Annotated in this window: 24 protein-coding genes and 1 pseudogene; 10 read left to right on the top strand and 15 right to left on the bottom strand. The window is 63.0% G+C overall.

The features are described from left to right. Window positions 1–50: 50 nt before the first annotated feature. The 11 genes from C1M53_RS18600 to C1M53_RS18550 all read right to left on the bottom strand — a co-directional run bounded on the left by C1M53_RS18600 (window position 51) and on the right by C1M53_RS18550 (window position 13,357). Window positions 51–776, bottom strand: coding sequence for an XRE family transcriptional regulator (locus C1M53_RS18600; RefSeq protein ID WP_129413585.1), 726 nt, complete (start codon window positions 774–776; stop codon window positions 51–53). A 172-nt stretch (window positions 777–948) separates the two neighbouring features. Continuing rightward, window positions 949–1,917, bottom strand: coding sequence for a D-glycerate dehydrogenase (locus C1M53_RS18595; RefSeq protein ID WP_129413584.1), 969 nt, complete (start codon window positions 1,915–1,917; stop codon window positions 949–951). 67 nt (window positions 1,918–1,984) lie between these two features. Continuing rightward, window positions 1,985–2,884, bottom strand: coding sequence for a succinate--CoA ligase subunit alpha (gene sucD / locus C1M53_RS18590; protein ID WP_129413583.1), 900 nt, complete (start codon window positions 2,882–2,884; stop codon window positions 1,985–1,987). 11 nt (window positions 2,885–2,895) lie between these two features. Further along, on the bottom strand, window positions 2,896–4,080 hold the full coding sequence (locus C1M53_RS18585; protein ID WP_129413582.1) for a malate--CoA ligase subunit beta: 1,185 nt from the start codon (window positions 4,078–4,080) through the stop codon (window positions 2,896–2,898). A 13-nt stretch (window positions 4,081–4,093) separates the two neighbouring features. Next, window positions 4,094–5,059, bottom strand: coding sequence for a CoA ester lyase (locus C1M53_RS18580; protein ID WP_129413581.1), 966 nt, complete (start codon window positions 5,057–5,059; stop codon window positions 4,094–4,096). A gap of 23 nt (window positions 5,060–5,082) precedes the next feature. Further along, entirely contained in the window at window positions 5,083–6,273 is a 1,191-nt protein-coding gene (locus tag C1M53_RS18575) for an aminotransferase class V-fold PLP-dependent enzyme (protein WP_129413580.1), read from the bottom strand. A gap of 277 nt (window positions 6,274–6,550) precedes the next feature. Beyond that, the gene (locus C1M53_RS18570; RefSeq protein WP_129413504.1) at window positions 6,551–8,065 is read right to left on the bottom strand and encodes an aldehyde dehydrogenase family protein; all 1,515 of its coding nucleotides are present in this window, start codon (window positions 8,063–8,065) and stop codon (window positions 6,551–6,553) included. Window positions 8,066–8,241: 176 nt separating this feature from the next. Continuing rightward, entirely contained in the window at window positions 8,242–9,513 is a 1,272-nt protein-coding gene (locus C1M53_RS18565) for an RNA polymerase sigma factor (RefSeq protein WP_129413579.1), read from the bottom strand. Next, window positions 9,510–9,884 (bottom strand): YciI family protein, encoded by a 375-nt coding sequence (locus C1M53_RS18560; protein WP_129413578.1) that lies wholly within the window; start codon window positions 9,882–9,884, stop codon window positions 9,510–9,512. Before C1M53_RS18560 ends, C1M53_RS18565 begins: the two co-directional genes overlap by 4 nt. A gap of 180 nt (window positions 9,885–10,064) precedes the next feature. Then, entirely contained in the window at window positions 10,065–10,937 is an 873-nt protein-coding gene (locus C1M53_RS18555) for a transglutaminase family protein (RefSeq protein ID WP_129413577.1), read from the bottom strand. An 8-nt stretch (window positions 10,938–10,945) separates the two neighbouring features. After that, window positions 10,946–13,357 carry a circularly permuted type 2 ATP-grasp protein gene (locus C1M53_RS18550; RefSeq protein ID WP_129413576.1) on the bottom strand — a complete coding sequence of 804 codons (2,412 nt, stop codon included), beginning with the start codon at window positions 13,355–13,357 and terminating at the stop codon, window positions 10,946–10,948. A 175-nt stretch (window positions 13,358–13,532) separates the two neighbouring features. Here C1M53_RS18550 and leuD point away from each other — a divergent pair, with 175 nt between their 5' ends. From leuD to C1M53_RS18525, 5 genes are all read left to right on the top strand, one after another. Further along, window positions 13,533–14,138 carry a 3-isopropylmalate dehydratase small subunit gene (gene leuD, locus C1M53_RS18545; RefSeq protein WP_129413575.1) on the top strand — a complete coding sequence of 202 codons (606 nt, stop codon included), beginning with the start codon at window positions 13,533–13,535 and terminating at the stop codon, window positions 14,136–14,138. Between the two features lie 60 nt (window positions 14,139–14,198). Continuing rightward, complete coding sequence (locus tag C1M53_RS18540; RefSeq protein ID WP_129413574.1) at window positions 14,199–15,113, top strand: hypothetical protein; 915 nt, start codon at window positions 14,199–14,201, stop codon at window positions 15,111–15,113. A gap of 74 nt (window positions 15,114–15,187) precedes the next feature. Further along, window positions 15,188–16,096 carry a hypothetical protein gene (locus C1M53_RS18535; protein WP_245488624.1) on the top strand — a complete coding sequence of 303 codons (909 nt, stop codon included), beginning with the start codon at window positions 15,188–15,190 and terminating at the stop codon, window positions 16,094–16,096. Window positions 16,097–16,126: 30 nt separating this feature from the next. Further along, window positions 16,127–16,519, top strand: coding sequence for a RidA family protein (locus tag C1M53_RS18530; RefSeq protein WP_129413573.1), 393 nt, complete (start codon window positions 16,127–16,129; stop codon window positions 16,517–16,519). Next, entirely contained in the window at window positions 16,516–16,866 is a 351-nt protein-coding gene (locus tag C1M53_RS18525; protein WP_129413572.1) for a glyoxalase superfamily protein, read from the top strand. The genes C1M53_RS18530 and C1M53_RS18525 overlap by 4 nt, the downstream gene beginning before the upstream one ends. A gap of 40 nt (window positions 16,867–16,906) precedes the next feature. Here C1M53_RS18525 and C1M53_RS18520 read toward each other — a convergent pair whose 3' ends face one another. From C1M53_RS18520 to C1M53_RS18505, 3 genes are all read right to left on the bottom strand, one after another. After that, on the bottom strand, window positions 16,907–18,352 hold the full coding sequence (locus tag C1M53_RS18520) for an aldehyde dehydrogenase (RefSeq protein ID WP_129413571.1): 1,446 nt from the start codon (window positions 18,350–18,352) through the stop codon (window positions 16,907–16,909). Between the two features lie 35 nt (window positions 18,353–18,387). After that, window positions 18,388–19,173 carry a coniferyl-alcohol dehydrogenase gene (locus tag C1M53_RS18515; RefSeq protein ID WP_129416248.1) on the bottom strand — a complete coding sequence of 262 codons (786 nt, stop codon included), beginning with the start codon at window positions 19,171–19,173 and terminating at the stop codon, window positions 18,388–18,390. 484 nt (window positions 19,174–19,657) lie between these two features. Then, a complete protein-coding gene (locus C1M53_RS18505) occupies window positions 19,658–20,623 on the bottom strand; it encodes a Gfo/Idh/MocA family oxidoreductase (protein WP_129413570.1) in 966 nt (321 codons plus the stop codon). Window positions 20,624–20,805: 182 nt separating this feature from the next. Between C1M53_RS18505 and leuB the strand changes: the two genes are divergently transcribed. The 3 genes from leuB (at window position 20,806) to C1M53_RS18490 (ending at window position 23,859) form a co-directional block, all read left to right on the top strand. Further along, window positions 20,806–21,906 carry a 3-isopropylmalate dehydrogenase gene (leuB, locus tag C1M53_RS18500; RefSeq protein WP_129413569.1) on the top strand — a complete coding sequence of 367 codons (1,101 nt, stop codon included), beginning with the start codon at window positions 20,806–20,808 and terminating at the stop codon, window positions 21,904–21,906. 118 nt (window positions 21,907–22,024) lie between these two features. Further along, window positions 22,025–22,810 carry a ThuA domain-containing protein gene (locus C1M53_RS18495; RefSeq protein ID WP_129413568.1) on the top strand — a complete coding sequence of 262 codons (786 nt, stop codon included), beginning with the start codon at window positions 22,025–22,027 and terminating at the stop codon, window positions 22,808–22,810. After that, window positions 22,810–23,859: a Gfo/Idh/MocA family oxidoreductase gene (locus C1M53_RS18490; RefSeq protein WP_129413567.1), complete on the top strand. Its 1,050-nt coding sequence runs from the start codon at window positions 22,810–22,812 to the stop codon at window positions 23,857–23,859. The genes C1M53_RS18495 and C1M53_RS18490 overlap by 1 nt, the downstream gene beginning before the upstream one ends. 108 nt (window positions 23,860–23,967) lie before the next feature. On the opposite strand, the pseudogene C1M53_RS18485 reads toward C1M53_RS18490, so the two are convergent. Next, window positions 23,968–25,157: pseudogene (locus tag C1M53_RS18485) on the bottom strand (acyl-CoA dehydrogenase). 116 nt (window positions 25,158–25,273) lie between these two features. Between C1M53_RS18485 and C1M53_RS18480 the strand changes: the two are divergent. Both C1M53_RS18480 and C1M53_RS18475 read left to right on the top strand, forming a co-directional pair. Continuing rightward, window positions 25,274–26,182 (top strand): LysR family transcriptional regulator, encoded by a 909-nt coding sequence (locus C1M53_RS18480; RefSeq protein ID WP_129413566.1) that lies wholly within the window; start codon window positions 25,274–25,276, stop codon window positions 26,180–26,182. Beyond that, a complete protein-coding gene (locus C1M53_RS18475) occupies window positions 26,179–26,733 on the top strand; it encodes a putative immunity protein (RefSeq protein WP_129413565.1) in 555 nt (184 codons plus the stop codon). Before C1M53_RS18480 ends, C1M53_RS18475 begins: the two co-directional genes overlap by 4 nt. Window positions 26,734–26,741 lie beyond the last annotated feature (8 nt).

The raw sequence follows: 26,741 nt of genomic DNA, 5'->3' as shown, positions 1-26,741 counted from the left end.
CGAGCGATTGACCCTCTGCCAAGCGAGACAATAGCGCGCCGAAAGGCGCGCTATTCGTTTCCGGAGCCCTGCCTGTAGGAGATGATCGAGAGATAGCGGATCGGCAATGTCGTCAATTCATCCGGGCCATGCGGCGCATCGGCATCGAAGAACAGGCTGTCGCCGGGCAGCATCCGGTAGAGATTGCTGCCGTGGCGATAAACCACCTCGCCTTCCAGCATGTAGAGGAATTCCATGCCATCGTGCTGAAAGGCTGGAAACACGTCGGAGTTTTCGGTCAGCGTGATGAGGTAGGGCTCGACGGTCACACCCGCTGTATTCGAGCTGATATAACCAAGCAGGTTGTATTGATGTCCCGCGCGGGTGCCTCGCCGCTCCACGTCGACGCCTTCGCCGGCTTTCACGAAGACAGCGTTGCGATCCTCTTCGAAGCGCCGGAAGAAAGAACTGAGCGGCACACCAAGGGCGCGCGACAGAGCCTGCAAGGTTGTCAGCGAAGGTGATGTAATACCGTTCTCGATCTTCGACAGCATCCCAAGCGAAATGTTGGTGGTAGCGGCAAGGTCGGCGACGGTTATGCCGAGTTTCTTGCGGAAGGCACGCACTTCGTGGCCGATGGCAACTTCGAGAACCTTTTCCCGCGTGTCACGGACCGCGTGTGGATCCTGGTGCAGCGGTGCCGCCTTGAGCTGTGCGGAGGCCGAGCCCTTCTTGGACACGTTGGTCGCCTTGGCGGCAGCGCTGGCGCCCTTACCATCCTTGACCGACTTGTCCATTATATACCCCCGAAACTTCGCATGTTCACCATAGGTAAACATATTCACACTTTGGTTCAAGTCCAAAGCCTGGATGCGGCGAAGTGTGCGAGGATCGGAGAAAACCAATCCACCTGGATCGACAGCTCAGCGAATGATTTGTGCGTTCAATCTCCCCGACGAGGAACGACCATCAGACGACCCGATCCGGAATCGGCTCGCCTGCAAAGAAGGCGGTGATGTTGTCGACGACCTTCATGCCCATGGCGACACGGGTCTCTTCGGTGGCGCTGCCGAGATGCGGCAGCAGCACGGTATTCTCCAGCCTGATCAGCCGTTCGGGAACGTGCGGCTCCTGAGCGAAGACGTCGAGCCCGGCACCGGCGATCACGCCGTTCTCCAGCGCATCGGCCAGCGCGCCCTCGTCAACCACGTCGCCACGCGCCGTGTTGATAAGGAAGGCGCTGTTCTTCATGCGGCCAAGCCGCTCGGCATTGATCAGGTTGCGGTTCTCGGCGCCGCCGGGGCAATGCAACGACACGAAATCGGCTTGCTCCAGCACCGCCTCGATCGATGGCAATTGCGCAGCCTCCATCGCGCGCGTCTCTTCGTCGTCCACACGCGAACGGTTGAAGAAGACCACCTTCATGCCGAAGCCGAAATGCGCGCGACGTGCCATCGCCTTGCCGATACGACCCATGCCGATGATGCCGATCGTCTTGCCCGTCACCTTGGCGCCAATCATGTGGGTCGGACACCAGCCTTTCCATTCGCCGCCACGCAACTGACGCTCGCCTTCGCCGGTGCGGCGCGCGACCGCGAGCAGCAGGCTCATCGCGATGTCGGCGGTGCAGTCGGTGAGCACGCCCGGCGTATTGGTCACCGCGATGCCGCGCTGCTTCGCCGCTTCGGTATCGATATGGCTGAAGCCGACGCCAAAATTGCCGATGATCCTGGCTTGCGGCTGTTCAGGGAATATCTCGGCCGGCAGCTTGTCGCTGACTGTCGGCAGCACGGCATCGAAATTGAGCAGGGCGGCCTTGATCTGCGTTGCCGTGAATGGAATGTCGCCTGCGTTGAGGGTGGTGTCGAAGCGCTCGGCGAGCACCTGTTCGACGGCCGCTGGCCACTTCCGGGTCACGATAACGCGTGGCTTCATCATAGGCTCCTGCATGGTTGAGGCGGCACCGGGACCGGCACCGCCCCACAAGACGATTGGCTCGGCCTGTTTAGGCTGCTTTGCGCTGCTCGGCCAGTACGCCCGCAACGGTCGGACCGAACGAGGCCGGGGTCTGCACGATGGTGACACCGGCATCGCGCAGGATCTCGACTTTCTCCTGCGCGGACTCGCCGAATGCCGAGATGATGGCACCGGCATGGCCCATGCGTTTGCCCTTCGGAGCTGACAGACCGGCAATGTAGGCAATCAGCGGCTTCTTCATGTTTGCCTTCGCCCATTCGGCGGCTTCCGCTTCCTGCGGACCGCCGATCTCGCCGATCATCACCACGGCGTCGGTCTCATCATCCTTCTCGAAAAGTTCGAGGATATCCTTGAAGGAAGACCCGTTGATCGGGTCACCACCGATGCCGACGCTGGTCGACACCCCGATGCCGAGCGCCTTCATCTGTGAAGCGGCTTCATATCCAAGCGTACCCGAGCGGCCGACGATGCCGACACGGCCAGGCAGATAGATCGAACCCGGCATGATGCCCATCAGCGCCTGCCCCGGTGTGATGACGCCGGCGCAGTTCGGGCCGATCAGCGTCATGCGGTCTTCACGGCGGTAGCGCAGCATGTAGCGCTTCACCCGCATCATGTCCTGCGAGGGGATGCCGTCGGTGATGCAGACGCAAAGCTTGATGCCGGCATCCGCGGCTTCCATGATCGAGTCCGCCGCGAAAGGCGGCGGCACGAACACGATGCTGGCCTCGGCGCCGGTCTCGCGCACCGCACCCTTGACCGTGTTGAACACCGGGATGCCCTGCTGTGACTGGCCACCCTTGCCCGGCGTCACGCCGCCTACGACATTGGTGCCGTAGCGCTTCATGTCCTCGGCATGGAAGGAGCCGATCTTGCCGGTCAGGCCCTGGACGATGACCCTGGTATTGCGATTGAGCAGAACTGACATCTCGTCCTCCCTCAGCTGGCTTTCTTGAGTGTCGACTGGCGCATCGCCGCAACCGCCTTCTCGGCGGCTTCGGCAAGCGTGTCGGCAACGATGATCGACTGACCCGATGCACTCAGGATGCGACGGCCCTCCTCGACATTCGTGCCCGCCAGCCGCACCACCAGCGGCACGTTGACACCGACCTCGTGGATCGCCTTCAGCACGCCTTCCGCCACCCAGTCGCAGCGGTTGATGCCGGCGAAGATGTTGACCAGGATCGTTTCGACATTCTTGTCGGCGAGCACGGCACGGAAAGCCTTGGCGACACGCTCCGGCGAAGCGCCGCCGCCGATGTCCAGGAAGTTGGCGGGTTCGCCGCCGGCGATCTTGATCATGTCCATCGTCGCCATGGCGAGTCCGGCACCATTGATGATGCAGCCGATGTTTCCCTCCAGCCCGACATAGGAGAGGCCGCGGTCGCTGGCGAAGGTTTCGCGCGGATCTTCCTGCGACTTGTCGCGCAGTTCCGAAATCTCCGGCCGGCGGAACAGCGCGTTCTCGTCGAAGGACATCTTGGCGTCCAGCGCCATCAGATTGCCTTCGCGCGTCACCACCAGCGGATTGATCTCCAGCATCGAGGCATCATAGTCGCGGAACACCTGGTAGCAGCCCATGATGGTGTCGGTCGCCTTGCCGATCAGGCTGTTCTCCAGTCCGAGCCCGAACGCGATCTCGCGCGCCTGGAACTGCTGCATGCCGACACCGGGATCAACGGTGGCGCGGATGATCGAATCCGGCTGGCGCTCGGCGATCTCCTCGATCTCCATGCCGCCTGAGGCGGAGGCCACGATCATCACGCGTTCCGCTTTGCGGTCGAGCACGAAGCCGAGATAGATCTCCTGGCGGATGTCGACGGTTTCTTCGATGTAGAGGCGCGACACCAGCTTGCCCCGCGGCCCGGTCTGATGCGTCACCAGCTTGCGGCCGAGCATCGCTTCCGCCGCATCGGAGACTTCCTTGTCGGACTTGCAGATGCGGATGCCGCCGGCCTTGCCGCGCGCGCCTGAATGGATCTGGGCTTTCACCACCCATTTGTCGCCGCCGATCTCGCGCGTGCGATAGGCCGCCTGCTCGGGGCTGTAGGCCAGTCCGCCACGCGGAATGTGGACCGAATGGCGCGAAAGCAGTTCCTTGGCCTGGTATTCGTGAATATCCATGTCGAACTCCTCCTCAGTTCGGTAAAGCTTGGCGCGAGCGCGCCGACTGCTCGATTGCGTCGTGGGTCACCAGGACGTTGCGGGCCATGCGCTCGGAAGCGGCATCGATCATTTTGCCGTCCAGCGCAGCGGCACCCTTGCCCTGCTCTTCCGCTTCCTTCAGCACCTTGATGATGCGCCTGGCGCGGGTGACTTCCTTCTCTGGCGGCGAGAACACCGCATTGGCGAGTTCGATCTGCGACGGGTGGATCGCCCACTTGCCTTCGATGCCGAGTGCCGCGGCACGGCGGGCGGCGGCCATGTAGCCTTCCGGATCCGAGAAATCGCCGAACGGGCCATCGATGGCCCGCAGGCCATAGGCACGGCAGGCGACCGTCATGCGCGACAGTGCGAAATGCCACTGGTCGGCCGGATAGTCGGGATTGAGGCCACCAATGTTGACGGTGCGCGCCTTGCAGCTAGCAGCGTAGTCGGCGACACCGAAATGCAGCGCCTCCAGCCGTCCGCCGAAGGCGGCGATCGCTTCGACATTGGCCATGCCGAGCGCCGTTTCGATCAAGGCTTCCAGGCCGACACGGGTCTTGTAGCCCTTGGCCATCTCGATCTGGTTGACCATCGCCTCGACCATGTAGAGGTCAGCCGGAACGCCGACCTTCGGCACCAGGATCGTATCCAGCCGGTCGCCGGCCTGTTCCATGATGTCGACGACGTCGCGATACATGTAGTGCGTGTCGAGGCCGTTGATGCGCACCGACACGGTCTTGCCCCTGGCACGCCAGTCGATGTCGTTCAGCGCCTCGATGATGTTGCGGCGCGCCCGCTCCTTGTCGGGAGGCGCCACCGCATCCTCGATGTCGAGGAAGATGAAGTCGGCTGCACTTGCCGCAGCCTTGCTGATCATCTCCGGATTGGAGCCCGGAACCGCGAGTTCGGAGCGCTGCAGCCGCAGCTTGCGCAGATGGTTGATGGTATGGCTCATCCGGGTCTCCTCCCTGGTGTGGCCTAGGCAGCCTTGGCGACAGCGGCCGGCTCGGCCAGGCGGAAATGTTCGAGTGCGGCTCCGACGCCGGAACCCGGTGCAACCTTCACGCCGCAATCGCGCAACGCCATTTCGGCAGCCGACAACGCCCCGCACACCATTACCTCATTCAGCCAGCCGAGATGACCGATGCGGAACACCTTGCCGGCAACCTTGTTCAGCCCGACGCCCAGTGAGGTCTGGTATTTGTGATAGGCGCGCTTCACGATTTCGGCGCTGTCGATGCCGTCCGGAACATGGACGGCGCTCACCGTGTCGGAATGCCATTTGCGCTCCTTGGCGCAGAGTTTCAGGCCCCAGGCGTCGACCGCCTTGCGCACGCCTTCGGCCAGATGATGGTGGCGCGCGAAGATCGCCTCCAGCCCTTCCGCCTCGATCAGGTCCAGCGAAACGCGCAGGCCGCGCAGCAGCTGGGTCGCTGGCGTATAGGGGAAGAAGCCGGTGTCGTTGGCGCGAATCATGTCCTCGAAGGAGAAGTAGCAGCGCCGGCCTTTCGCTGTCTTGGCAGCGGCAAGCGCTTTCTGGCTGACCGACAGGAAACCGAGACCTGCCGGCAGCATGAAGCCCTTCTGCGAACCGCTGACCGCGCAGTCGACACCCCATTCTTCCTGGCGGAAGTCGATCGAGCCGATCGACGAGACGCCGTCAACGAAAAGCAATGCCGGATGACCGGAGGCATCCAGCGCCTTGCGTACGCCGGCAACATCGCTGGTGACGCCCGTGGCCGTCTCGTTGTGCGTGCAGAACACAGCTTTGATGCGATGTTCCTTGTCGGCGGCGAGCCGTTCGGCATAAATCTCGACCGGCACGCCGGTGCCCCACTCCACGTCGACGACATCGACGTCGAGTTCCAGCCGCTCGGCCATGTCGACCCACAGGTGCGAGAACTGGCCGAAGCGCGACATCAGCACGCGGTCACCAGGGCTCAGCGTGTTGGTGATGCCCGATTCCCAGGCACCGGTTCCCGACGATGGATAGATGAAGACGCGACCGGTCTCGTTCTTGAACACCCGCTTCAAGCCATCGAACAGGCCGAGCGTCAGCAGGGGGAATGTCGAGGCGCGCATGTCCTCCATGGCCAGGTTCATGGCCTGCCGGACGGCTTCCGGCACGTTGGTAGGTCCGGGGACGAAGAGATGCGTGAAACCAGCCATGATGATCCTCCCGATCTGTCTGCGCCGGCCTCGAGGGACCGGCAGGCATTCGGCGAGCTCCGCCGTGGGAAGAATAATCTTTTCCTCTGCAACACCTCACAACACCTGCCAAGGTGGAACCTTCCGCCATCAAGCGTCGGGCCAAACCTGCCTGCCGGGTAGGCGAAACCCCACCCCGGATAGGCCATGCGCCACCCGGAACGCGGGTGTTGCGAAGACAAAGAAAAACGGCGGACCCGAGGCCCGCCGTTCATCAAGGTTTGGAAGTGTGCGACGCTCAGTCGATGTCGAAGGAGACGCCCTGGGCGAGCGGCAGCGCCTTGGAGTAGTTCACGGTGTTGGTGGCGCGCCGCATATAAGCCTTCCACGCATCCGAACCGCTCTCACGACCGCCGCCGGTCTCCTTCTCGCCACCGAACGCACCGCCGATCTCGGCTCCCGACGTGCCGATGTTGACGTTGGCGATGCCGCAGTCCGAACCGTCAGCGGCAAGGAACCGCTCCGATTCCTGCAGATCGCGCGTGAAGATCGACGACGACAGCCCGGCACCAACCGCATTGTGCAGCTCAAGAACGCTGTCGAAGTCGGAATACTTCATCACATAGAGGATCGGCGCGAAGGTCTCTTCCAGCACCGGACCAGCCTGCTTCGGCATCTCCACCAGCGCCGGACGCACATAATAGGCATCGCCATGCCCGTTCTCGACGCGAGCGCCGCCGGTGACCGTGCCGCCATGTTCGCCGGCATGTTTCAGCGCCTTCTGCATGGCGTCGAAGGCTGCCTTGTCGATCAGCGGGCCGACCAGCGACGAAGTCTCCAGCGGATTGCCGACCGAGACGCTCTCATAGGCCTTCTTCAGGCGCGGCACGAGCTGGTCATAGACGCTCTCATGCACGAACAGGCGGCGCAGCGTGGTGCAGCGCTGGCCGGCAGTGCCCATGGCACCGAAGGCGATGGCGCGCAGCGCCATGTCGAGATCGGCACTCGGGCAGACGATGCCGGCATTGTTACCGCCGAGCTCCAGCACGGCACGGGCGAAACGCCTGGCCAGGCGCGGACCGACCTCACGACCCATGCGGGTCGAGCCGGTAGCCGAGACCAGCGGCACTTTCGCATGATCGACCAGCACTTCGCCGATCTCGCGCTCGCCGATCAGCACCGGTGCCAGATTGGCGGGGGCATCGGCACCGAAACGCTTGACGGCGCGCGCGAAGATCGCCGCGCAGGCAAGTGCCGTCAGCGGCGTCTTCTCCGAAGGCTTCCACACCACCGCATCGCCGCAGACCAGCGCCAGTGCGGCATTCCACGACCACACCGCGACGGGGAAGTTGAAGGCCGAGATGACACCGACGACGCCGAGCGGATGCCAGGTTTCCATCATCCGGTGGCCGGGGCGTTCGGTGGCGATGGTCAGGCCGTACAACTGACGCGACAGGCCGACGGCGAAGTCGCAGATGTCGATCATTTCCTGGACTTCGCCCAATCCTTCCGAAGGGATCTTGCCGACCTCGATCGACACCAGGCGGCCGAGCTCGGTCTTGTGGGCGCGCAGTTCCTCACCCAGCAGGCGCACCAGTTCGCCGCGCTTGGGACCGGGCACAAGGCGCCAGGCCTTGAAGGCCTCATGGGCGGCATCGATCGTCTTGTTGGCATCAGCTGCCGAGACCGTCTTCAATGCTGCCAGCTGCTCACCCGTCACCGGGCTGCGCACAACCAGATCACCGCCAGAAAGCACATCCCGTGCAACACCAAGCTTCCCCAGCAGATCCGCCGTTTCACTCGATAGCGTCATCGTCTTCCCTTTCGAATTTGTGCTGATATGGCGACAGCCATTGCCGTCCGCCACCCCGCCGCTCACCAGGCAGGTCTTTGGCGTGGCATTACCCGTTTCGCGCCAGATCCGCCACCCCGGCATGGTCCAAGCCGGCAGTGTTCGCCGTTGATCCAGTGAGAAGGAAGGCGATCCGCCTAGCCCGCTTTTTCGGACTTGCCTTGCGCGGCCTCGGCCTTGAGCCGGTCGATGTGCATACGGATATGCGCAGCCTCGGCAGCTGTGTTAGCAAGCGCGATTGCCCTGTCGAAGGCAACACGTGCCTCGTCATTGCGGCCCAGCTTCATCAACAACCCGCCCTTCAGGCCGAAGAAATGGAAATAGCCGGAAAGCCGCTCGGCCAGCGGTTCGATCATGGCGAGCGCCTCCTCCGGCCCCTTTACCTTGGAGACCGCCACCGCACGGTTCAGCGTCACTACCGGCGACGGCTGCATGCGTTCGAGCAGACTGTAGAGGAGGTCGATCTCCTGCCAGTCGGTGTCTTCGGCCTTCACTGCACGGGCATGCAGGGCCGCGATTGCCGCCTGCACCTGGTAGGGACCGGGCTTGCGATGGCGCAAAGCCTTGTCGACGAGCGCCAGCCCCTCCTCGATCATCTTGCCGCTCCAGAGTTCCCTGTTCTGGTCTTCGAGCAGCACGATTTCGCCATTGCCATCGAACCGTGCCGGCGCACGGGCATGCTGCAGCAGCATCAGCGCCAGGAGGCCCATCACTTCCGCTTCCGTCTGGAACAGCCTGAGCAACAGCCGGCCGAGCCGAATCGCCTCCTCGCACAGGGGCTCCCGTGCCTGCGCTTCGCCGCTGTTGGTGGAATAGCCTTCGTTGAAGACCAGGTAGACCATCGCCATGACGGCGGCCAGCCGTTCCGACCGCTCGACAGCGCCCGGCGTTTCGAACGGCACACCGGCATCTGCGATGCGCGCCTTGGCGCGTGTTATGCGCTGCTCCATGGCGCTTTCACCCACCAGGAAGGCGCGGGCGATCTGCTTGACCGAAAGGCCGGAAACGATACGCAGCGCCACCGCGATCTGCTGCGTCGGCGGCAGGTCAGGATGACAGCAGATGAACAGCAGCCGCAGGATATCGTCGCGATAATGCGCGCCATCCAGCCGCTCGGCGATGTCGGACTCGGCGTCCTCCAGATCCGACACCTGGTCTTCGTCCGGCATCGCCGTCTGTTTGCTTCTCTTGCGCACGGCGTCGATGCCGCTGTTGCGGCCGACGAAGATCAGCCAGGCGGCGGGATCGCGCGGCGGCCCGTTTTGCGGCCAGTTCTTCAATGCGCGCAGGCATGCGTCCTGGAATGCTTCTTCCGCCGTGTCGAGATCACGGAAGTAGCGTAGCAACGCCCCCATGGCCTGAGGCCGCGCGGCGCTGATGACATTGCTGATCCAGGACAGGTCGCTCATGATTTTACCGTTGCAGGACTGAATATGGAAACAGGGCGGATCTCATAGGAGCCGCCGCTGGGATTGACCTCGGAAAGTTCGCGCGCGAACTGCAGGGCTTCATCGAGATTTTCGACGTCGACCGTGTAGAAGCCGAGGAACTGCTCCTTGGTCTCGGCAAACGGACCGTCGATGACGAGGGATTCGCCTTTCACCTTGCGCAGCGTCGTTGCCGCCGTGGTCGGCAAAAGACGGGCCACCGGGCCGAGTTTGCCGGCATTCGCATATCTCTGCTGGACGTCGAGCAGCTTGCCCATGACTGCATCGTCCTGTTCCTTGGTCCAGGAACCGACGACGTCTTCGGAAGCGTAACAAAGAACGGCGTAAAGCATGGAAGGCCCTTTCTGTCTCCGGAGCGTTTCCGTTTTTCATGGAAACGCTGTACGCAATACCGGACGGAAAGCCGCTACGCATCTTTCCTGGAATTGCTTCAAGGACGAAAGAGTTAGGCGCTTCCCGACACCACGTCGATAAAAAATCTGCGATTTTTGCGGATGTCCGCAGCGACGGACTCAGGCTACCGGAACGACATCCACGGCCTGCGCGCCGGCCTGCCCGCCGGCGGTCTTGAGCACGCCGACGATCGGCGCCACGTCGCCATAATCGCGGCCATAACCGACCGTGATATGGTCGTTGGAAGCCCGCATGCCGTTGGTCGGATCGAATTCCTGCCAGCCAGCCTCGCGTCCGCACCACACCCGAACCCACGCATGCATGGCATCCGCGCCTTCCAGCCGCTCCTGTCCGGCGGGCGGAATGGTGCGCAGGAAACCGCTGACATAGCCGGCAGGAATGCCCAGCCCGCGCAGGCCGGAAATCATGACGTGCGAGAAGTCCTGGCAGACGCCGCGCTTCAGCGCGAAGGCATCGGAGGCACGCGTCTGCACGTCGGTTGCGGTGCCGTCATAGGTGAAATCACGCCGGATGCGGTTACAGATTCCCGTCGCGATCGCCGCCACGGAACCAGTGCCGCTCTCGCGGGCATAGGCGGTGATGGCGGAATCGAGATCGGCAAAATCGGTGGGGGCAAGAAAATGATGCGGTGAATCGGGCTGGAGCGATCGCACGTCGGCGATTTCACGGGCAAGCCCGACAACATCAGGCGACACGTCGAGGCCGATTTCCGGCCGCGTGACGGAGACGCGTGCGCTCATGCGCACGTCGAGTGTCCGGTGCGCCTCGCGAAACGCGATCGAGGTTACGTTCGAACCGAAGAAATCATGGAAATCCGACCGTTCGCCGGGCGTGGGCGCGAAGGACAGCGATGCCGCCACGACACGCTGCTCACCGCCAAGATTGGCCGGCAGTACCCGCACAAGGTGGCGTCCGCCACCGACGGCGGTCTCGTAGTCGTAGTGCAGGTTGAGGCGGATGTCGTATAGCATGGGGCGCCTCAGCTGAAATACGCCTTGGCAAGGCTGGTGTAGAGCCCACCAATCTCATCCGCCAGGGCATTGAGTGCCGAGGCCGTCATGTCCGACGGCTCCTTGACCGCGAGCGCGGTGTTGAGCTTGAGGATATCCTTGGCCGCGGGCGACAGATGCCCGGCACCGTTTTCGCCCGGCAGCAGCCCGATTTCCGTCTTGAGACGCTCGACCTGGAAAAAGATCGATCGTGGATTGAGCGGATCCAGCACCAGCAGATCGACAACCGTGCTGCGTCCCGCCTGCACCGGGTACTGCCTGCGATGGGTCATCACGCTGTCGCCGATCTCCAGCATCATGTCGAGCGCGCCTTCCGGCGCATCCGCGCGTGTCAACCGTGCCAGCACGCGTGCCGTCTGGACACCGCGCTCGAGGCGCCGCCCGATCTCCAGGAAGCGCCAACCGGTGAAGCGGTACATGTTCTCGTGCAGGAGCCCCGAAAACCCGGCCAGTTTGCGCAGGATCACCGTCATGGCGCGCGTGGCATCGTCGCCGCGCGAGACTGTCGTTTCGAACAGATGCAACGTCTTCGAGAGATCCTTGAGCGCCAGCCAGCCGTCCGGCGAGAACCGGTCGCGCACCTGCCCCGCGCTGTAGACGGCGCTGTCCATCATGTCGAGCAGGCCTTGCGGCACCGGATCGGTGACATCGATGCCAAGCGGATCTAGATAAGCGCGCAGTTCCGCCAGCAGCGGCATGGCCGGATCAGAGGTCTCGGCCAGGCGCACGTGATAGGCGCGCAGGATGCGCGCAGTGTCTTCGGCGCGCTCGATGTAGCGGCCGAGCCACATCAGGTTTTCCGCCGCCCGGCTCGGCAGGCTGCCGGGAACGGTGCGGTCGAAGCCCTCGCTGTCACGCGGGAACAATGTCTCGCGCTCCACCGGCCTGTCGCTGACCACCCAGACATCGGCCGCCTGGCCGCCGCGCTGCATGGCGATCGCCGTCGGATCAAGCGAAAAGCCGACCCGTGCGAAACCACCCGGCATCACCGCCCAACCGTCCGCAGTGCGCGCCAGATAGACACGGAGGCTGGCCGGGCGCGGCTCCAGCCGCCCGTCGACATAGACGGGTGTCGTCGATAACGTCACTGCTTCCTGCCCGACGAAGGCGCTGCCGTTGGCTTCGATGCTCGTCACCAGATCAGCCCGCGCCTCCGCGGACAGCGAAGCACCCAGAACGCTGGCTCCATCGTCCTCGAAGGCCAGGCGCGTCGACAGCGCCGGACCGACGATCATTCCATCGAGATTGGCCAGCACATGCTCGCGTTCGGCTTCCTGCCCGCACCACCAGGTCGCGACACCGGGCAGAAGCAGATCTTCCTTGCACAGTTCCTGACTGATCCGCGGCAGGAAAGCGAGCAAGGCGCGCGTTTCGAGCAATCCCGAACCCAGACCGTTCACTGACGTAACCGCACCCTGGCGAACCACCTCGACCAGCCCAGGCGTACCGATCTGCGAATCCGTCCGCAATTCCAGCGGATCGGCGAAGGCGGCGTCGAGGCGTCTCCACAACACCGAGATCGGCACCAGGCCGGCTACGGTACGAACCATCAGCCGCCCCTTGGAGACGACGAGGTCCTCGCCCTCGAGAAGCATGATGCCGAGATAGCGCGCGATATAGGCGTGTTCGTAATAGGTCTCGTTGAGCGGCCCTGGCGTCAGGATGGCGACACGCCCACGCGAAGCTGCCGCCGAGGAATTCAGGGCATCCCGGAAACGCCGGAAAAATCCGGCCAGCCGATGCACGTGCAGTTCGCCGTAAAGCTCAGACAATGCCCGTGTGGTGGCCACACGGTTTTCCAACGCGAAGCCGGCGCCGGATGGCGCCTGCATGCGATCGCCCAGCACCCACCAGCGCCCGTCCGGACCACGGCCGAGCTCGAAGGCGCAGAAATGCAGGAAATGCCCGCCGGCCGGAGTCGCTCCCGCCAATGGCCGCAGATATTCCGGGCTGCCTGCGATCAGGCCGGGCGGCAGCAATCCAGCTTCCACCAGCCGGTTTGGCCCGTAGATATCGGCGGCGATCCGCTCGAACAGGTCCGCCCGCTGGATCAGGCCAGCGCTGATCGCCGACCACTCCTTCTCATCGATCAGCAGCGGCACATGCGCCGGCGGCCAGGCGCGCTCATTGGCGCCGGCATTGTCGTAGACACGGTAATAGACACCGGCATCGCGCAGATACTGGTCTGCCCTGGCGAAGCGCTGCGTCAGCTTTTCTGGACCGAGCGCCTCCAGCGATGCAATGAACTGTCTCCATAGCGGACGCGGATTGCCCGACGCATCGACCATCTCGTCGACGACGCCATCGATCGGCCGATAGTGCCCAAGCAGGCCGTTTGCCTGCCCGGTTTCTGCCGCTCGCTGCTGATTCCCGCTCGCCATGAGCGATCATGAACGTTGCTTGGAGCATCAGGTCAAGCCTCGCGGGGGCCGGAACCTTACTCGTTTTGGCTCATCGAGCCCTGACTGGCATCAATGATGCGGCAACTGTCGCCTTTCATTTGCTTGTCTCCTTGTGTAAAGCGATGCCAGCAAACTCCCAAGACGGGCAAAAGCCATGGACAAGTTCACCAAGCTCACCGGCGTCGCCGCCCCCCTGCCGATCGTCAATGTCGACACCGACATGATCATCCCGAAGGATTATCTCAAGACGATCAAGCGCACCGGACTTGGCAAGGGACTTTTTGCCGAGATGCGCTTCAATGAAGATGGTTCCGAGAACCCGGATTTCGTGTTGAACAAGCCGGCCTACCGCAAGGCCCAGATCCTGGTTGCCGGCGACAATTTCGGCTGCGGCTCCAGCCGCGAGCATGCCCCGTGGGCGCTGCTCGACTTCGGCATCCGCTGCGTGATTTCGACGTCTTTTGCCGACATCTTCTACAACAACTGCTTCAAGAACGGCATTCTGCCTATCACCGTCAGCCAGGAAGATCTCGACAAGCTGATGGACGACGCCGAGCGCGGCGCCAACGCCACGCTTTCGGTCGACCTCGAAGCCAAGGAAATCCGCGGCCCTGACGGCGGCGTCGTCACCTTCGACCTCGACGATTTCAAGCGTCACTGCCTGCTCAACGGCCTCGACGACATTGGCCTGACGATGGAGAAATCCAACGCCATCGCCAGCTTCGAAAAGCGCAACGCAGAGCAACGCCCCTGGGCCTGACGCCGTAGCCGGGGCGATGCTCCGGCAGGCTTCGCCAACCCTTTCGTTTCGAGCAGAATCATGATCGTCTGCCTGCGCGACGACGGCATCGGGATGATTGCGGCCGCGACAATGGGGGCTGCCATGAGACTGTTTCCACGCCTTCTGAGCGCAGGCCTGTTCCTGGTCGGCGCGGGCGGCCTTGCTTTTGCAGAGCAACAACCGGCCCCTGTTCCATTTGCCGGCGGCACTTTTACCATTACCACAGGCAATGATGAGGAAGCGGAAAAGAATACGGTCCTTACCTATGAAGGCAAGGAAATCGCACGGGACGCTTACGTTTCGTTCAACCGGATCGCCAAGATCGGGGACATTGATGTCGCGCTATTCTATCTGGGAAATGGCGGCGTTGGATGTGAGGACAAACCGCTAATCCTTTGGAAGCCGCAAGGCGCAACCGAACTTCAGAGCGCGATGGCGGACAAGGACGAGTGCGGCCAACTGTCCATGGCTGTCGGCGACTATGCTATCTATTTCATCCCCTCCATCATGCCGGACGATCCCAAGAATCTCTTGTTTTGGACGCCGGAAGACGGCCTGCGGACCGGGGCACGGATAAGCTTCATACCGGAGCCCGGCACGAGTTGGGACGATTTCGAGTTATCTGGCGACCGTGGCATCATACACGCCTTCAACAATGAGGCCGTTTATCGGGCTGCCGAAAAGCTACTCGGCGATCAGTTGCGTGATGTGGCGGACAGCCTGGCGATCACCACAAAAGCCCAAAAAACCCGATCCGGCATCTTTTATGGCGACGGCAACAAGCCACATTTATCCTCTATGGGCCGTGCCTTCATGGCGGTCGATGCGAAGAACAGAAAACTTTATATCGCCTGGAAGAGCGACGAATCCGAATTGCGGACATGGCCGACGCTGAAGGACTGGCCACAAGAAGTCGAAGAAGAGTTGGAAAAGGCCGGCTTGGAGAACCAATGATGCCCAGACAGATCTCGATCGGCTCGCTTTTCGAGAAGATGGCAGCTTGTTCGCGCTCAGTCGTAACAAAGTCGATGCCATGCCTTCTGATGTTGGGGTTTCTTTCGATCGGCGCGGCTGGAGTTGCCCTCGCGCAAGATCAGGCTCCTGCCCCGCAGGATGCTCCGGCCGCCAGTTCCCCTGACACCGGCGCGCCAGCAGCCGTGGATGGCGATGAGAAATCGGCACCGGTCCCCTTCGCAGACGGCACCTTCACCATCGTCGAGCAACCGGAAGAAGATAAGATCCTGGCCTATGACGGCAAGGAAATTGCCCGCGACTATTATGTCGGCTTCGACCGGATCGCGAAGGTCGGCGGCATCGATGTCGCACTGTTCAATGTCGGATCGGGCGGCAATCAGTGTGGTCCCGCGACCATAATCGCGTGGAAACCGGAAGGCAGCGCCACGCTGCAAAGCGTGCGGGTAGATCAGGACGACTGCGGCGCACCGCCCGCTGCCGTCGCAGAAAACGCCATTTATTTCGTGCCCTATCTCATGCCTGGCGACTCCAATAACGCTTTGCAGTGGTCGCCGCAGGACGGTCTGCAGGTCGCAGGTCGGCTGACCTACAAGCCGCAGCCCAACACCGGCTGGAACGACGTCGATCCGTCGAAATACCAGAACATCATCGACGCCTTCCACAACGAGGCCGTCTACAAGGCGGCCGAGAAGCTGCTCGGTGACCAGATGGGCAATGTCGCGACCAGCCTTCTGGTTGGCGGCGGCACGGAAAAGACCCCGTCCGGGGCTTTCTACGCCAGCGGCTGCGTGCCGCATGCCTGCGGCGGCAGCGACGGCTTCATGGCGGTCGACGTCAAGAACCAGGCGCTCTATTTCGCCCAGCAGACCGACAAGCCGGAACCGAATGCCTGGCCGGCACTCAAGGACTGGCCGGAGGAGATGAGGGAAGCCTTGAAGAAGGCATTCCAGCAACCGCAATAGCGCCCGTTGCGGCGCTCGGGAGGATTATCGATGCGCAGACTGATCTCGACCGGCTCGCCCTTCGAAAAGACGGCAGGCTATTCTCGTGCCGTCGTGCAGGGTGACTGGTGTTTTGTCGCCGGCACCACGGGTTACGACTACACCACCATGAGCATGCCAGAGGGAGTCGAAGCGCAGACGCGCAATTGCATGCAGACCATCACCAAGGCGCTGAAGGAAGGCGGCTTCGAACTGGCCGATGTCGTGCGCGCAAACTATTACATCACCGACCAGAACGACGTGGACAAGGTCTTCCCCATCCTCGGCGAATATTTCGGCGACATCCGCCCGGCCGCAACCATGATCACCTGCCTGCTCAACAAGCCGGAAATGAAGATCGAGATCGAGGTCACCGCTTTGCGCCGGGGCGCAACAGGCCTGTGACCGTCAAACGCATCGTCGCCAACGTCGCCACGACCGATGTCGCGGCGGCGAGGCGTTTTTACGGCGACGTGCTCGGCCTCGACATCGTCATGGACCATGGCTGGATCGCCACCTACGGCAACAGTGAACGCATGACAGTGCAAGTGTCATTCGCCGAGCATGGTGGCAACGAAACGCCGGTGCCCGACCTGTCCATCGAGGTCGACGATGTCGACGCCATGCTTGCCGGCATGAAGAAAGCCGGCTTCGCCATCGAATATGGCCCGTCCGACGAACCCTGGGGCGTGCGCCGTTTCTTCGTGCGCGATCCTTTCGGCAAGCTGATCAACATCCTCCAGCACGACTAGACCAGCCTGGATGCCGGCGCCGACCGACCAGCCGGGTTCATCAGAACGGGTAGGGCTGGCCTGGATCCTCGATCGTCAGCCAGCGCAGGTCAGTGAATTCGGCGATCGATGCCTTGCCACCGAACCGCCCGTAACCCGACCCCTTCATGCCGCCGAATGGCATCTGCGCCTCGTCGCCTACGGTAGGCCCGTTGATGTGGCAGATACCCGCCTGGATGCGCGCCGCGACGGCCATGGCACGAGAAACGTCACGGCTGAAGACAGCCGATGAAAGTCCGTATTCGGTGTCGTTGGCGACGCGCACCGCGTCGTCCTCGCCTTTGACGCGGATCACCGGCTTTACGGGGCCGAAGGACTCTTCCGAATAGACGCGCATGGCTGGGGTGACATGATCAAGCAGCGTTGCCTCCATGACCGTCCCCATCCGCTTGCCGCCAGCAACCAGCCTGGCGCCTTTGGCAACAGCGTCGGCAACCAGTTCTTCCATCTTGTCGGCCGCCTGACTGCTGATCAAAGAGCCCAGAACGACATGACCGCGAGGATCTCCGGCCGGCAGTTTCGAGGCGCGGGCAGCGAGCTTGGCGACGAATTCGTCCGCAATCTTTTCGTCGACGACCAGGCGTTCGGTGGACATGCAGATCTGGCCCTGATGCATGAACGCGCCGAAGGTTGCTGCACTCACCGCCGCGTCGACGTCAGCGTCCTCCAGCACGACGAGCGGCGCCTTGCCACCGAGTTCGAGCAGCGCCGGCTTGAGGTGCTGGGCGGAGAGCTCGGCGATGATCCGGCCGACCTTGGTCGAACCGGTGAAGTTGACGCGCTTCACCGCCGGATGCGCAATCACCGCCTTGACGATTGCCGCCGCGTCCTTCGGGTCGTTGGTGACGACATTGACGACGCCCCTGGGCAGGCCGGCCTCGACCAGCACCTGGCCGATCAGCCGGTGTGTGCCAGGGCACATTTCCGAGGCTTTCAACACCACTGTGTTACCGCAGGCGAGTGGCATGGCCAGCGCGCGCGTGCCGAGGATGACCGGCGCATTCCATGGCGCGATACCGAGGCACACGCCGGCCGGCTGACGGATCGCCATGGCGAACGTGCCTGGCTTGTCGGAGGGAATGACCTCGCCTGATATCTGCGTCGTCATTGCTGCCGCTTCGCGCAGCATGTTCGCGGCCAGCATGACGTTGAACGTTGCCCAGGGAGCGGTCGCGCCCGTCTCTTCCGTCATCAGCTTGGTGAACTCACCGGCCTTGGAGGTCATGATATCGGCCGCCTTTAAAAGCAAGGCGCGGCGTTCGCCCGGACCGACCCGCGACCAGGCCGGGAAAGCAGTGGCGGCGGCCTCCACGGCGGCGTTGGCGTCGGCGACGCTTGCGGCAGCGGCTCGGGTCGCCAGCTTGCCGGTGAATGGATCGAAGCGCTCAAAGGACGCCTCTTCCGCAGCCGGCCGTTCATCACCATCGATCAGAAGTCCGATACCCATAGTTGTCTCCTCGCCCGCGGTGGAGCGTTGCAAAGTCAGAAGCCGAGCACCTCGGCGTTGATTGATGCTTCAAGGCCGCCGTCGACCGGCACATTGGCACCGTTGATCCAGCGAGCGCCGTCCGAGCAAAGGAACAGCACGACGGGCGCGATGTCGCTGGAGGTGCCGGCGCGGCCGACCCTCGAAATATCGCTGTCGACGCGGGCGTCGCCGAGCACGGTGCGGAATTGTTTCAGGATCGGTGTCTCGACTGGACCGGGGCTCACCGCATTGACCCGGATATCGCGGCTCTTGAACAATTCCTGATGCGCGGCACGAAAGGTCCAGAGCAACAACAGCTCCTTCGAGACCGGATAGCCTTCCTCATTCTTCACCGCGTGGTCGGCGATCACTTTGACCACGTCCGGGAAGCCTTCCACGCTTACCATCGAGGCTGTCCGATTGAGGTTGGCTCGCCAGCCGAAGCCCGCGATTGAGGCGACGTTGACGATAGCGCCGCCTTCGCGAATTCTTGGCGCCAGCGCTTCGGAAAGCGCACGCAGGCCATAGAAATTGACTGCAAGCGTCGGCGCAGCGCCGGTGTCGCCGGAGAGACCCGCGACATTGCAGAGCGCGTCGATGCGCTGCGGCAGCCGTGCAACGAGATCGTCGACACCGGCCTTGGACGAGATATCAGCCTGGACGAAGACGCCTTTGTGTCCGGTTGGCTCGTGCCGATCTACACCGATCACGTCGGCGCCGAGCTGACCGGCCAGTTCCGCGGTTCGGGCGCCGATGCCCGAGGCGATGCCAGTGATGAGGATCGTTTTGCCGAACAGCATGCTCACGCGTTCTCCCGATGTGTCGTTGTTGGTGCCGGAGCGGCGGTCCCGCCGGCCGACTTTCCCCGAGTAGGCTTGAGGCCTGACACGGTAAGCGACGAAAAGCAGGCGCCAGCCAAAGCGCTCTTCCAGCGTTCCCCCAAGGCCGCCTGGCAGGAAAAGCGGAGACAAGCGCGGTGGCGCCAAGCCCGGCCAGATACCAGACACCGACGCCGCCGAACCAGGTTGGCTTCGATCCTCATCGGTCACATTGCATGACGTTTTGGTGCGGTAAAAATAATATTTTGCGGTGTTTCATTAACCCATGGGTTAATGAAGGTCGGCCCCACGACGTCGATCGTCAGGTGTGGTGATGTTGGCGCGGGGCTGTCTTCCGCCTGGCCTGAAGCGGTGTTCGTCGATGGTGACGTCCGCAGCTATCCGTTTTTATGCGACGAACTGGCATTGCGGCCGCAGTTTGCTGGACTGGCGCATCGGTCCGAACTTAGTTCGCCTTGGTGTGAAAGGCCTCCACTGCGCGCTGGACCCTGAGGCCTGCGGCAAAATCCGCAAGGTTGGTTTGAGGTTCACCCCGGATCGCCCGTGCGAATGCGGATAGCCGCGTGTATTCCGACCCGCGTTCGCCGATGAGAGCCACATCCTGCCATGCCTTGCCGTCCGAAACCTGCAATTCGCCCCAGTTGCGCAGGCGATAGGAACGGAGGCTGCCGGATATGGCCCATTCGTAGCTTTCGGGCACCGCGAGGCCGGCCTGGCCGAAGACGCGCACCGGGATGCCGCCGGCACGAAACAGGCCGAAGGCCAAGTTTTCGCTAGCCTCATCCGGCTGCGGAAAGTCCAGGGTCGTGAACACCGGCTCGAGCTCGCCGATGAGCCGGTCGGTCAGATAGGCAAAGTGCGAGAAGACCTCACGGACGAACCCGCCCTCTGCCCGACCTGACAGCCAGCCTGCATCGGCCTGAAACGCGCGCGGCCATTGCGGAAAGGCCAGCCTGATATCGACGCCGCCCACGTTGCCGAGTTCTCCTGCAGCAAGGGCGCGTTCGATCTCCAGCGTGGCATGACGATCGGAAAGCGCGAAATTGACGGCCGTCACCACGCCCGTCTGGGCCGCAAGGTCGGCCATCGCCTGCCCTTCAGCGAGATCGACCGCCAGCGGTTTCTCGCAGAACACGGCCTTGCCCGCGCGCATCGCTTCCATCGCATATGCGGCGTGAAACCTTGGCGGCGTGGCGATGTAGATGGCGTCGACCCCTTCGCTGGCCACGACGGTTCGCGGCTCGGTGGTAAAGCCGATGCCGGGGTACCGGCGACGCTCCCGCGCAACCGCTGCCTCATTGACGTCGGCACAAAGCATCACCTCGAAATCGTCGTGCCTGGCAGCCGCCTCGAGGAGTTCGGTTCCCATGGCTCCAAGGCCGAGGATGCCCAGACCTACACGCTTGCTCATGCCGGATGACTCCAAGCCCCTTTTGTCGACACATCACTACATCGCACGACGTCACCAAGCTTCCCTCCAGGCGCCCGCTTTGTCCGGTCCACGAAGGACTTCGCAGTGGCAACGGGCTTGCACCACAACGGCCTTGCCGTTAGCAAGGCTGCAATTCTCCGAACCCGTGGAAGGTCCCTTAGATGGCAACGAAAAAACTTCTCCTGCTCGCTGGCGACGGCATCGGCCCCGAGGCCATGGCCGAGGTCAAGAAACTGATCGCGGCGATGAACGAGAAGGGAGCCGGCTTTGCGTTCGACGAGGGCCTTGTCGGCGGCAGTGCCTACGACGCGCACGGCCAGGCGATCTCCGAAGAGGACATGAGCAAGGCGCTGGCTGCCGACGCCGTGCTGTTCGGTGCCGTCGGCGGCCCGAAGTGGGACAGCGTGCCATATGAGGTGCGCCCAGAAGCCGGCCTGCTGCGCCTGCGCAAGGACATGGAGCTGTTTGCCAATCTGCGCCCGGCTATCTGTTATCCGGCGCTTGCCGCCTCTTCCTCGCTCAAGCAGGAAGTGGTCGAGGGCCTCGACATCCTGATCGTGCGTGAACTGACCGGCGGCGTCTATTTCGGCGAACCCAAGCAGATCATCGACCTCGGCAACGGCCAGAAGCGCGGTATCGACACCCAAGTCTACGACACCTTTGAAATCGAGCGCATCTCCGGTGTCGCGTTCGAGCTTGCGCGCACCCGCAAGAACCACGTGACGTCGATGGAAAAGCGCAACGTCATGAAGTCGGGCGTTTTGTGGAACGAGGTCGTCAGCGCGACCCACAAGGCGAAATATGCCGACGTCAAGCTCGACCACATGCTGGCTGACGCCGGTGGCATGCAGCTGGTGCGTTGGCCCAAGCAGTTCGACGTCATCGTCACCGACAATCTTTTCGGCGACATGCTGTCGGACGTCGCCGCGATGCTGACAGGCTCGCTCGGCATGCTGCCGTCGGCCTCGCTCGGTGCACCGGATGCCAAGACCGGCAAGCGCAAGGCACTCTACGAGCCGGTACACGGCTCCGCCCCCGACATCGCTGGCCGCGGCATCGCCAACCCGATCGCCATGATCGCTTCCTTCGCCATGTGCCTGCGCTATTCCTTCAACATGGTGGCCGAAGCCGATCGGCTCGAAGCGGCGATCGCCGCCGTGCTGGACGATGGCCTGCGCACCAAGGACATCATGTCCGAAGGCAAGATCGAGGTCGGCACCGTTGCCATGGGCAACGCCATCATCGCCAAGTTCCTCGCCTGACCGACATCCGGCCGGCCCGAGAGGGCCGGCCATTCTCATGTTCGATTGTCTCTTGCCGTCCCCTGCGTTCATGCTGTAATTGAACCGATCCAATCAAATCGATCGTGGGAGATGCAGCATGCCGATCAGAGCACTGGTGTGGGGCGAGAACGTGCATGAACAGGAGAGTGCCGTCGTTGCAGGTATCTATCCGCTCGGCATGCACGGCACCATCGCGGCAGCCCTCAACCACGACAAGGACATCACGGCGGAAACGGTCGTGCTGCAGGACCCGGAGCACGGCCTGACCGAAGATCGCCTGGCAAAGACCGATGTGCTGGTCTGGTGGGGCCATGCCGCTCACGGCAAGGTCGACGACGCCATTGTCGAGCGCGTGCAGCAGCGCGTCTGGGAAGGCATGGGCCTGATCGTCCTGCACTCCGGCCATTTCTCGAAGATCTTCAAACGGCTCATGGGCACGCCCTGCTCGCTGAAATGGCGTGAGGCCGGCGAACGCGAACGCATCTGGGTGGTCAACCGCAACCACCCCATCGCCAAGGGCCTCGGCGAATGCATCGAACTGCCCAACGAGGAAATGTACGGCGAACCCTTCACCGTGCCGGAACCTATGGAAACGGTCTTCGTCTCCTGGTTCGAAGGTGGCGAGGTGTTCCGATCCGGCCTGACCTATCAGCGTGGTGCCGGCCGCATCTTCTATTTCCGCCCGGGTCACGAAACCTATCCGACCTACCACCATCCCGACGTGCATACCGTGCTGCGCAATGCCGTGCACTGGGCACACAATCCGGCACCGGCCTGGGCGATGATCGCGGCCGCGCCGAACGTGCCGATTTCGGCTGCCAAGGAGCCGCTGGTCGAAAAAGGACCCAAGCTGCATAAGGACGGCGACGAGGGACTGCGCTGATGAGACGGCTGCTTCTTCTCGGCACCGGCGGCATCGCCGGCCAACATATGGAGGAGTTTGGCAAGGTGCCGGAGTGCGGGATCGTTGCCTGCGCTGACGCCTTGCCGGGCCGTGCCGCCGCCTATGCGGAAAAGAACGACATCGCCCATGCCTTCGACGGCCTGGAAGCCGCGCTTGCCTGGGGCGATTTCGATGCGGCCATCAATGCCACGCCCGATGGCGTGCACAAGGAAACCACGCTCATGCTGCTTGCTGCCGGCAAGCATGTGTTCTGCGAAAAACCGTTGGCGCCCAACCATGCCGACGCGCTGGAAATGACGGAGGCCGCTGAGCGCGCAGGCCTCGTCAACATGGTCAACCTCACTTATCGCAACTCGCCCGCCTTGCAGCGCGCCCGGCAAATGGTCGAATCCGGCGAGCTCGGGGAACTGCGTCATGTCGAGGCAAGCTACCGGCAGAGCTGGCTGGTCGGAAAGGCCTGGGGCGACTGGCGCACCACCGATCAATGGCTTTGGCGGCTATCGAGCGACCACGGCTCGACGGGCGTTCTGGGCGACGTCGGCATCCATATTCTCGACTTCGCGACCTACGGCGCCGTCGATGATATCGCCAGCCTCAACGCCGAACTGGTCACCTTCCCCAAGGCGCCCGGCGATCAGATCGGCAAATATCGGCTGGATGCCAATGACAGTGTGGCGATGACCGCGCGCTTTGCGTCCGGCGCACTGGCCACCATTCTCGCCACCCGCTACGCGACCGGCCATCTAAACGACCTCGAACTGAAACTGCATGGCACCAAAGGTGCGCTGTGGGTGCGGACCGATGGCCGAACCTCATCCCTGAAGGGCTGCTTCGGCAAAGACATCGATACTGTTGCCTGGAGCGATATCGCGCTGCCGGAGATCAAGCGCAATGCGCGTCGTTTTGTTGACGCCCTGCTCTCCGGCATCAATGGCGATCCATCGTTCCGTCGTGCCGCCGACATGCAGAAACTGATCGACGCCGCCTTTCTGAGCAGCGTCGACAAACGTCCCGTCGCGATCGCTTAGAGCATGATCCCGAAAAGTGAGCGGAATAGCGATTCTACCTGATCGCATTCCGCTCCAGGCGCTTCAGCGGCAGGCACCTCCCCCCGGTCACAGGGAGAGGGGCTCGTCTCAGAAGAACGCCTGCAGGCCGGTCTGAGCGCGGCCGAGGATGAGCGCGTGCACGTCGTGTGCACCCTCATAGGTATTGACCGTCTCGAGGTTCTGCGCATGGCGCATGACGTGATAGCCGATCTGGATGCCGTTTCCACCATGCATGTCACGCGCATGCGGGCGATGTCGAGGGCCTTGCCGCAATTGTTGCGCTTGACGATGGAGATCATCTCCGGCGCCATCTTGCCTTCGTCCATCAGCCGGCCGACGCGCAATGAACCCTGCAGGCCGAGCGCGATGTCGGTCTGCATGTCGGCAAGTTTCTTCTGATAGAGCTGCATGCCGGCAAGCGGCTTGCCGAACTGCTTGCGGTCGAGGCCATACTGGCGCGCACGGTGCCAGCAGTCTTCCGCTGCACCCATGGCGCCCCAGGAGATGCCGTAACGGGCACGGTTCAGGCAGCCGAACGGGCCCTTGAGGCCGGAAACGTTGGGCAACAACGCATCTTCGCCGACCTCGACGCCTTCCATGACGATCTCGCCGGTGATCGAGGCACGCAGGGAAAGCTTGCCGCCGATCTTCGGCGCTGACAGACCCTTCATGCCCTTTTCGAGCACGAAACCGCGGATCTGGTTGTCATGCGCGGCAGACTTCGCCCACACCACGAACACGTCGGCGATCGGCGCGTTGGAAATCCACATCTTCGAGCCGGAAATGCGATAGCCGTTCGCTGTCTTTTCGGCACGGGTCTTCATGCCGCCCGGATCGGAACCAGCATCCGGTTCGGTCAGGCCGAAGCAGCCGATCCATTCGCCTGAGGCGAGCTTCGGCAGGTACTTCTTGCGCTGTTCTTCCGAGCCATAAGCGTGGATCGGATACATGACCAGCGACGACTGCACGCTCATCATCGAGCGGTAGCCGCTGTCGATGCGCTCCACTTCTCGGGCGACAAGGCCGTAGGTCACGTAGTTGGCGCCAAGCCCGCCATACTCTTCCGGGACGGTGATGCCGAGCAGGCCGGCTTCGCCCATTTCGCGGAAGATCGCCGGATCGGTCTTTTCTTCCATGTAGGCGTCTTCGATCCGCGGCGCGAGCTTGTCGGCCGCAAACGCCGCCGCGCCATCGCGGATCATGCGTTCGTCTTCCGAAAGCTGGTCCTCGAGGAGGAACGGATCGTCCCAGACGAAGGCGTTCTTGTCGGCAGCCATGCGTATTTCTCCCAGAAAGCGCGGCCAGAATGCGCAGAATGCCGGGCTTATCGACCCCTGCCTGGAAAAAAGCAAATGAAATTGCCTCGGAGATCAATGATGATTAGTAATGGATCATGAGTGTGCAACGCCGCCTTTTGCCGACCACCGGAGCGCTCGCGGCCTTTGAGGCGGTGGCACGGCTGGGCTCGTTCACGGCAGCGGCCCAGGAATTGGCGCTGACACAGGGGGCTATCAGCAGGCAGATCAAGCTTTTGGAGGATCAGTTCGGCAAGCGGCTGATCGAGCGGGACAGTCGCAATGTCCAGCTTTCTCCCGAGGGTGAGATCTATGCCGAAACGGTGCGCGCGGCGCTCGGCCAGCTTCGCGAGGCAGCACTTGGATTGATGAGCAATCGGCATGGTGGCGTTTTAAACCTCGCCATCCTGCCCACCTTCGGCACGCGCTGGCTGATGCCGCTGATCCCGGAATTCGTCGAACAGAACCCGGACATCACCATCAACTTCGCCACCCGCATAGGCCGTTTCGATTTCGCCCGCGAACGGATGGACGCTGCCATCCATGTCGGTCAGCCGGACTGGCCGGGCGCAACATCCACCCTTCTGATGCGCGAGGAAGTGGCGCCGGTCGCCGCGCCCGAATTCCTGACGGCAAATGCAGTGGCCGAACCGCGTGACCTGGGCCGACTGCCGCTGCTGCACATGGCTTCGCGCCCCGGCGGCTGGGCCGAATGGTTCGAACACCAGGGGCTTGCCGCCCCTACCGGCCCAGGCATGCAGTTCGAGCAGTTCTCGACCGCTGCCCAGGCCTGCATCGCCGGTCTCGGCATCGCATTGTTGCCGCTGTTCCTGATCACGGGCGAGTTGCAACGCGGCCAGTTGGTACCCGCCCCCGGCCGCGCCATGCAGAGCCGAAGCGCCTACTATCTGGTTGTGCCCAACGAGAAGCGCCTTTACCCGCCGGTCGCAAGCTTCCGCAACTGGCTGCTTACCAAGCTTCCGCAGGGTATGGCGACAGAACGATGACGGGCGAAATCATCCTCGGCATGGACGATTTGCGCGCAGTCACGGCATTTGCCGCCGGAAGCGCCGCAGAGGTGCTGGAAATCTACGAGACATCACACCCTTCGGACCGCCGTCCCCGCGACGCCATCGACGCGGCCAGGGCTTTCGCAAATGGAGGCAGGCGCGGCAAGGCACTGCGCGATGCGGCCTGGGCGGCGCTCAGGGCAGCACAAGAAGCCGGAGAGGCAGCTGCCGGCCAGGCTGCGGGAGCTGCCATGTGCGCCTCCTCTGCGGCCTATCTCCACCCGCTGGCACGCTCCACGCAGGTGAGACACATTCTTGGCGCCGCCGCCCATGCTGCGCACGCCACCGAACTTGCGGCAGGAGGCGCAGGGGATGCAGCAACCCGGCATCTTCGGCGCGCCGCCAGCCAGGCGAGCCCGACGGTCGTCGCAGTTCTGTGCCGCTATCCCTCGGCACCACCCGGCGGAGGACGCGTGGGGGAACTGCTGCGTATCCTCGACCGGACACTCCGCGCCGAAAGACCGATCGGCCCGGAAACCGGCAGCTGAGAAGCGCG

It is taken from the genome of Mesorhizobium sp. Pch-S (genome assembly GCF_004136315.1).
GTDB lineage: Bacteria > Pseudomonadota > Alphaproteobacteria > Rhizobiales > Rhizobiaceae > Mesorhizobium.
This window is presented reverse-complemented; position numbering and strand designations above follow the sequence as displayed.